This window comes from Mesorhizobium sp. Cs1321R2N1, assembly GCF_037179725.1.
GTDB lineage: Bacteria > Pseudomonadota > Alphaproteobacteria > Rhizobiales > Rhizobiaceae > Mesorhizobium > Mesorhizobium salmacidum.
Genome location: NZ_JAPYKP010000201.1, coordinates 1 through 7691, shown reverse-complemented (window position 1 = coordinate 7691; position 7691 = coordinate 1). Strand labels below are relative to the sequence as shown.

The 7691-nt window shown below is 64.8% G+C and carries 5 protein-coding genes and 1 pseudogene; 2 read left to right on the top strand and 4 right to left on the bottom strand.

The features are described from left to right. On the top strand, nt 1–247 hold a 247-nt coding region (locus tag O7A61_RS29715), incomplete at its 5' end, for an antitoxin Xre/MbcA/ParS-like domain-containing protein (protein WP_337132784.1). A 47-nt stretch (nt 248–294) separates the two neighbouring features. On the opposite strand, the gene O7A61_RS29710 is transcribed toward O7A61_RS29715, so the two are convergent. After that, the gene (locus O7A61_RS29710) at nt 295–2574 is read right to left on the bottom strand and encodes an NADP-dependent malic enzyme (protein WP_337132783.1); all 2280 of its coding nucleotides are present in this window, start codon (nt 2572–2574) and stop codon (nt 295–297) included. A 639-nt stretch (nt 2575–3213) separates the two neighbouring features. On the opposite strand from O7A61_RS29710, the gene mutS reads away from it, so the two are divergent. After that, nucleotides 3214–5985, top strand: a complete 2772-nt coding sequence (mutS, locus tag O7A61_RS29705; protein WP_337132782.1) for a DNA mismatch repair protein MutS — start codon at nt 3214–3216, stop codon at nt 5983–5985. Here mutS and O7A61_RS29700 read toward each other — a convergent pair whose 3' ends face one another. The 3 genes and pseudogenes from O7A61_RS29700 to O7A61_RS29690 form a co-directional block, all read right to left on the bottom strand. Beyond that, complete coding sequence (locus O7A61_RS29700; RefSeq protein WP_337132781.1) at nt 5986–6831, bottom strand: aldo/keto reductase; 846 nt, start codon at nt 6829–6831, stop codon at nt 5986–5988. Nucleotides 6832–6919: 88 nt separating this feature from the next. Continuing rightward, nucleotides 6920–7306: a CopM family metallochaperone gene (copM, locus tag O7A61_RS29695; protein ID WP_337132780.1), complete on the bottom strand. Its 387-nt coding sequence runs from the start codon at nt 7304–7306 to the stop codon at nt 6920–6922. 43 nt (nt 7307–7349) lie between these two features. Then, nucleotides 7350–7691: pseudogene (locus O7A61_RS29690) on the bottom strand (copper-transporting ATPase); the annotation flags it as partial.

Below are 7691 nucleotides of genomic sequence, written 5' to 3'. Positions count from 1 at the left end.
GCGGGGCGACGTCATCGCGCTGCGCAAGGGCGGTCGCAAGCACGTCTTCCCACTGGCGCAGTTCGTCGACGGCAGGCCGGTGGCGGGCATAAGCGATGTGCTGGAGCTCATCGGCAATCCAAGGCTCGCATGGCTGTGGCTGACCCGCCCAGCGGCACAGCTCGACGGCCGCATTCCGATCGACCTGTTGCGCCAGGATCGGGCGGAGGAGGTGGTCGAGGCCGCGCGGGTGTTCGCGCCGGGGTGAGAGACCCAGTCTGATCGCCAGCTTTCGTCCGCCACGCCGACCGCTCCTCAAGTCCCCGCCGTATACGCCGCGATCGCTGCCATATTCACGATGTCCGAGTCCTTGGCGTTCAGCGAGACGATCTGCACCGGCTTGTTCAGGCCGACCAGCAGCGGGCCGATGACGGTCGAACCGCCGAGTTCCTGCAGCATCTTGGTCGAGATCGAGGCCGAGTGGAACGCCGGCATGATCAGCACATTGGCCGGGCCGGTGAGCCTTATGAACGGATATTGCGCCATGGCGCGGGCGTTGAGCGCCACGTCGGCTGCCATTTCGCCGTCATATTCGAAATCGACGCGGCGCTTGTCGAGGATGCGCACGGCTTCCTGGATGCGCTCGGAACGCTCGCCCTGCGGGTGGCCGAAGGTGGAATAGGCGAGCATGGCGAGCCTTGGCTCATAGCCCATGCGGCGGGCAAATCCGGCGGCCTCCTCGGCGATGTCGGCGATCTGCTCGGCGTTGGGCATGTCGTGCACTGCGGTGTCGGCGACGATCACCGTGCGGCCGCGCGCCAACACGATCGAGACGCCGATGACGCGGTGGCCGGGCTTGGCGTCGATGACGCGCCTGATATCGTCGAGTGCGGTCGAATAGTTGCGGGTGACGCCCGTGACGATGCCGTCGGCATCGCCCAGCGCCACCATGCAGGCGGCGAAATGGTTGCGGTCGTTGTTGATCAGCCGCTGGCAGTCGCGGAACAGGAAGCCTTTGCGCTGCATGCGTTCGTAGAGATAGTCGGTGTAGATCGAATTGCGGCGCGACAGACGCGCATTGATGATCTCGATGCCTTGTTTGTTCAAGTCGATGCCGGCGTGCCTGGCGTTCTCCTTGATGACGTCGTCGCGGCCAAGCAGGATGGCGGTGCCGAGCCGCTGGTTCACATAGGAGACGGCGGCGCGCATCACCTGCTCCTCCTCGCCTTCGGCGAAGACGATGCGCTTGGGCTGGCGGCGCACGCGGTCATAGATACGCTGCAGGGTCGAGGCGATCGGGTCGCGGCGGGCGGAAAGCTCCTGCGCATAACGGTCGAGATCGAGAATAGGCTTGCGGGCGACGCCCGAATCCATTGCCGCCTTGGCCACGGCAATCGGGATGGCCGAGATCAGGCGCGGGTCGAACGGCACCGGAATGATGTAGTTGGGACCGAATTTCGGCCGGTTGCCCTGATAAGCGGCGGCGACGTCGTCGGGCACGTCCTGGCGCGCCAGTTCGGCGAGCGCACGGGCGGCGGCGATCTTCATGTCGTCGTTGATGGTGGTGGCCCTGACATCCAGCGCGCCGCGGAAGATGTAGGGGAAGCCGAGTACGTTGTTGACCTGATTGGCGTAGTCCGAGCGCCCGGTGGCCATGATGGCGTCAGTGCGGATCTCGGCCACTTCCTCCGGGGTGATCTCGGGATCGGGATTGGCCATGGCGAAGATGATCGGGTTCTTGGCCATCGACTGCACCATGGCGGTGGTCAGCGCCCCCTTGGCGGAAAGGCCGAGGAAGACATCGGCGCCGTCGAGCGCTTCGGCCAGGCTGCGCGCATCGGTCTTGATCGCATGCGCCGACTTCCACTGGTTCATGCCCTCGGTGCGACCCTGGAAGACCACGCCCTTGGTATCGCACAAGGTGATGTTTTCGGGCGAAAAACCCATCGCCTTCATCAGTTCGATGCAGGCGATGCCTGCGGCGCCCGCGCCATTGCAGACCAGCTTCGTGGTCTTCATGTCGCGGCCGGTGACCTCCAGCGCGTTGATCAGGCCCGCGGCCGAGATGATGGCCGTGCCGTGCTGGTCGTCGTGGAAGACCGGGATGTCCATCAGTTCGCGCAGGCGCTGCTCGATGATGAAGCACTCCGGCGCCTTGATGTCTTCCAGGTTGATGCCGCCGAAGGAGGGGCCGAGGAAGCGCACGCAATTGATGAACTCGTCGGCATCCTCGGTATCGACCTCGAGGTCGATGGAATCGACATCGGCGAAGCGCTTGAACAGCACCGCCTTGCCTTCCATCACCGGTTTGGAGGCCAGCGCGCCGAGATTGCCGAGGCCAAGGATGGCGGTGCCATTGGAGATGACAGCGACCATGTTGCCGCGCGTCGTGTAGTCGAAGGCTCTCGATGGATCCTCAGCGATGGCGCGCACGGGCACGGCGACACCAGGCGAATAAGCGAGGCTGAGATCGCGCTGCGTCGTCATCGGCTTGGTGGCGACGATCTCCAGCTTGCCGGGCCTGACCATGGCATGGAATTCGAGCGCTTCCTGCGCGCTGACGGACGGACCGTTGTTCTCGGTTTTCCTGGCCATGATGCTTTTGATTTCCTCGCCGGTGGGACACCTCCTTGAAGCGGGTGCCTGTGTGCTTGCGAATTAAGACCACGGGCCGCCACGTGTAAACCACGAAGCTCAGCAAAGCTGCTTCAAAGCGGACACGCTCGGTCAGGAGCCATTCCGCGCCATCCTGGATGCCATGATTTCATGCGCATGCTGGCGGGCCGTTGCCCATCGCCGCAGCGTCCTGGTTCCGGGGAACGGCCATTGCGATAGCGGCGGTTGGCTGCTTCCCAGTCTCTTCAGCAGGTCGGCCAGGAATACTGTGAGTTCCTGCCGTTGAGCCCGCACCTTGGCCAGCGGCTGCGAATCTCCTCGCGCGGAATGGCGCGGTGGCGCAACGTCTCGACGGCGCGCCGGATCGGGCTCGGCGATGATGCAGATGATGCAATAGTCCGGATCGAAAAAGACGTCCCACCATCTCCTCGAACGTTTCGTGCCCGTCCCTGTCCATGATGCCCCGCCACTATACTCCAAGACGACAGATATTCGCGATCACACCATCGAACAATGCAGGCTGAATAGCCCTTCCATGGAAGATGGCTTGCGGTCTTCCCCTGCTTTCTAGACCCCCGGCATTAAACCGCGCCATCACATCTGCTAGCGTGCCGCGCCATGAACATGCATAGCCCGAACGAGCCCGACGCCGCCCCCGAGGTGATGACGCCGCCGCAGCCCGGCGCTGCCGCCGTCACGCCGATGATGGAGCAATTCATCGAGATCAAGGCGGCTAACCCGGATTCGCTGCTGTTCTACCGCATGGGCGATTTCTACGAGCTGTTCTTCGACGATGCCGAGAAGGCGAGCCGGGCGCTGGGCATCGTCTTGACCAAACGCGGCAAGCATCAGGGCCACGACATTCCGATGTGCGGCGTGCCGGTGCATGCGGCCGACGATTACCTGCAGAAGCTGATCGGGCAGGGATTCCGCGTTGCCGTCTGCGAGCAGACCGAGGATCCGGCCGAGGCCAAGAAACGCGGCTCCAAATCGGTGGTGCGCCGCGATGTGGTGCGGCTGGTAACGCCGGGCACCATCACCGAGGACAAATTGCTGGCGCCGTCGGAATCGAGTTTCCTGATGGCGCTGGGCAGGGTGAAGGGCGGAGTGGAGCCAAGAGGCGGGGAGCGCGGCAGCGCGACAGGGAACCAAGGAAGCTTTGCAATTGCCTGGATCGACATCTCGACCGGCGCCTTCCGCGTCGCGGAGACCACCGCCGACCGGCTGCTCGCCGACATCTTCCGTGTCGATCCGCGTGAGCTGATCGTCGCCGAGCCGGTGTTCCACGATCCCGAGCTGAAGCCGGTTTTCGACGTGCTCGGACGTGTCGCCAGCCCACAGCCGCCTTCGCTGTTCGATTCGGCCTCGGCCACGGGACGGATCGCGCGCTTCTTCGAGGTGGCGACACCAGACAGTTTCGGCACGTTTTCGCGCGCCGAACTGTCGGCGATCTCGGGCGCCATCGCCTATGTCGAGAAGACGCAAAAGGCCGAACGGCCGCCGCTGTCGCGGCCCGAACGCGAGGAGCAGGGCTCGACCCTGTTCATCGACCCGGCGACGCGCGGCAATCTCGAACTGCTGCGCACGCTGTCCGGCAGCCGCGAGGGTTCGCTATTCAAGGCGATCGATCGCACGGTGACCGGCGGCGGCGCGAGGCTGCTCGCCGACCGGCTGATGGCGCCGCTCACCGACCCGGCGGCCATCGGCGCACGGCTGGATTCGGTGTCGTTCTTCCGTTCCGAAGTGCGGCTTTGCCAGGCAGTGCGGATGAGCCTGAAGAGTGTCGCCGATATGCCGCGTGCCCTGTCCAGGCTGGCGCTCAACCGGGGCGGCCCACGCGATCTCGGCGCGCTCCGCGCCGGCTTGGAGGCGGCAGACGCCATCGCGGAAACCTTTGCCGCGATCGCCCTGCCCCAGGAATTGGCCGGCGCAATGGCCGCAATTCAGGCGCTGCCCAAGACACTTGCCCAACATCTCACCCAGGCGCTCGGCGAGGAACTGCCGCTGCTCAAACGCGACGGCGGTTTCGTCCGCGGCGGCTACCATGCCGAACTCGACGAGATGCGGGCGCTGCGCGACGAGTCGCGCAAAGTGATCGCCGGTCTGGAGCGCTCCCTGATCGAGGAGACCGGCATCCGTTCCCTGAAGATCCGGCACAACAACGTGCTCGGTTACTACATCGAAGTGACGGCCAACCATCATGCCGTCATGACCGGCAGCGATGGCGCCAAGGCGCGCTTCATCCACCGCCAGACCATGGCCAATGCCATGCGCTTCACCACGACCGAACTCGCCGAACTGGAGACCAAGATCGCCAATGCCGCCGACCGCGCGCTGAGCATCGAACTGGCCGCCTTCGATGCGCTGACGGCGGAGGCGGTCGGCGAGGCCGAGGCGATCCGCGCCGGCGCCGATGCGCTCGCCGTGCTCGACGTGTCGGCGGCACTTGCGCTTTTGTCGGAAAGCGAGAGCTGGTGCCGGCCGGTGGTGGATTCCAGCCTTGCCTTCGAGATTTCCGGCGGCCGGCATCCAGTGGTCGAACAGGCGCTGCGCCGTTCGGGCGAAGGCCCTTTCGTCGCCAATGATTGTGACCTCTCGCCGGAGGGGAATGCCAAGAACGGCGCGATCTGGCTGCTGACCGGCCCGAATATGGGTGGTAAGTCGACGTTCCTGCGGCAAAACGCGCTGATCGCGATCCTGGCCCAGACCGGCTCCTTCGTGCCGGCGGCGTCTGCCCATATCGGCGTCGTCGACCGGCTGTTCTCGCGCGTCGGCGCGTCGGACGATCTGGCGCGCGGCCGTTCGACCTTCATGGTCGAGATGGTCGAGACCGCGGCGATCCTCAACCAGGCCGGCGAACGCGCGCTGGTGATCCTCGACGAGATCGGCCGCGGCACCGCAACGTTCGACGGCCTGTCGATCGCCTGGGCGGCGGTCGAATATCTGCACGAGAAGAACCGCTGCCGGGCGATCTTCGCTACCCATTTCCACGAAATGACCTCGCTCGCAGGCAAGCTGGCGCGGCTCTCCAACGTCACCATGCGGGTCAAGGAATGGGAAGGCGACGTCGTTTTCCTGCACGAGGTCGGCAAGGGCGCCGCCGACCGCTCCTACGGCGTGCAGGTGGCGCGGCTCGCCGGCTTGCCGGAAGCGGTGGTCGACCGGGCCAAGGCGGTGCTGCACCAGTTGGAGGAAGGCGAGGTCTCCGGCAAGACCAACCGGCTGGTCGACGACCTGCCGCTGTTTTCGGTGGCGGTAAAGCGGGAAGCGCCAAGGCCGGTGAAGAGCGACGCGCTGGGCGCAGCACTAGGTGACCTCAACCCCGACGAGATGACGCCAAAGGAAGCGCTGGAGGCGCTTTACCGGCTGAAGGGACTGGCGGGGAAGTAGTCAGATCATCTCCAGCCCGCGCTTGCGGCTGGGTGGCGGGAACGCACTGTCGAGATCGGCGATGTCCTGCGGCGTAAGCTTTATGTCCAGCGCGGCAAAATTCTGGCGGACGTGCTCCTGGCTGCCGGCCTTGGGAATGGCGATGACGCCGTCCTGCTGGATTACCCAGGCCAGGGCGATTTGCGCCGCGGTTGCGCCGTGACGGGCTGCGACTGCGGCGAGCCTGGCATTATGTGCCAGCGCGCCCTGCTCCACCGGCGAATAGGCCATCAGTGGGATGCCACGTTTCCTCATCCAGGGCGTGAGATCGAATTCCGGGCCGCGGCGGACCAGATTGTAGAGCACCTGGTTGGTCTGTACCTTGTCGCCGTCGGACAGGAACGCCAATTCCTGCATCTCGTCGGTGTCGAAATTGCTGACGCCCCAATGCCGGATCTTGCCGGCTTTTTTCAGCGCCTCGAAGGCTTCGACTGTTTCCGATAGGGGCACGCTGCCCGGCCAATGCAGAAGATAGAGATCGATGCGGTCGGTGGCGAGGCGCCTAAGGCTGTTCTCGCAAGCGCGCTGCACGCCGGCCCGCGAAGCGTTGGAAGGCAGTATCTTCGAGACCAGGAAGACCTCGGCGCGGCGCCCGGCAATGGCTTTGGCCACCACTTCTTCCGCACCGCCGCCGGCATACATTTCGGCGGTGTCGATCAGCGTGACGCCGAGATCGAGACCGAGCTTGAGCGCATCTACCTCCTCGGAGCGCCGGCGCGAATCCTCGCCCATCTTCCACGTACCCTGGCCGAGAACGGGTATGGCCTCGCCGCAGGGCAGCGTGGTGGTCCTGACGCTCGATTCCATGGCTGGCTCCGTGGTACCCGATCGCATCGAGCCGCGACGAGACTCCGGACGGAGTTCTCGCCGGGCCCTGCTTGGCGATGCCGGAAGCTTACTTCACCGGATGGGCGGCGAGCCAGTCCTGCATCTGCTTGATTTCGGCTTCCTGCGCGGCGATGACGCCTTCGGCGAGCTTGCGGATCTCCGGATCCTTGCCGTTGGCCAGCTCGACCTTGGCCATGTCGATCGCGCCCTGATGATGCGGAATCATGCCGCGGACAAAATCGACATCGGCATTGCCGGTATATTGCGAGGCCATCATGCCGGTATGCATCTTGTCCATAGCCGCCTTGTAGCCCGCCGTCGAAGGGCCTTCCGCCCCCATGGCGCCCATGTCGTGCTTCATCTCCTCGCTCTGCGCCGGCACGCTTTCGAGGAAGACGGCAAGCAGCATTCCGGCGGCCATCAGCAGCAGCACGAGTTTTTTAGCCAAGGTCATTCATGGTCTCCTGTTGGTTGGGTTTCGTATCTGGGAGTTGATCTCAGAGTTTCAATGTTCTGAGCCGCAATGCGTTTGCGATCACCGAGACGGAGGACAGGCTCATCGCCGCCGCCGCCAGCATCGGCGACAAAAGCGTGCCGGTGAGCGGATAGAGCACGCCGGCGGCGACCGGCACGCCGAGCACATTGTAGAGGAAGGCGAAGAACAGGTTCTGCCGGATGTTACCGATGGTCGCCTGGGCCAGGGTGCGGGCGCGGACGATACCGTTCAGGTCGCCCTTGACCAAAGTGATGCCGGCACTCTCGACCGCGACATCGGCGCCTGTTCCCATGGCGATGCCGACATCGGCGGCGGCAAGCGCCGGCGCGTCGTTGACGCCGTC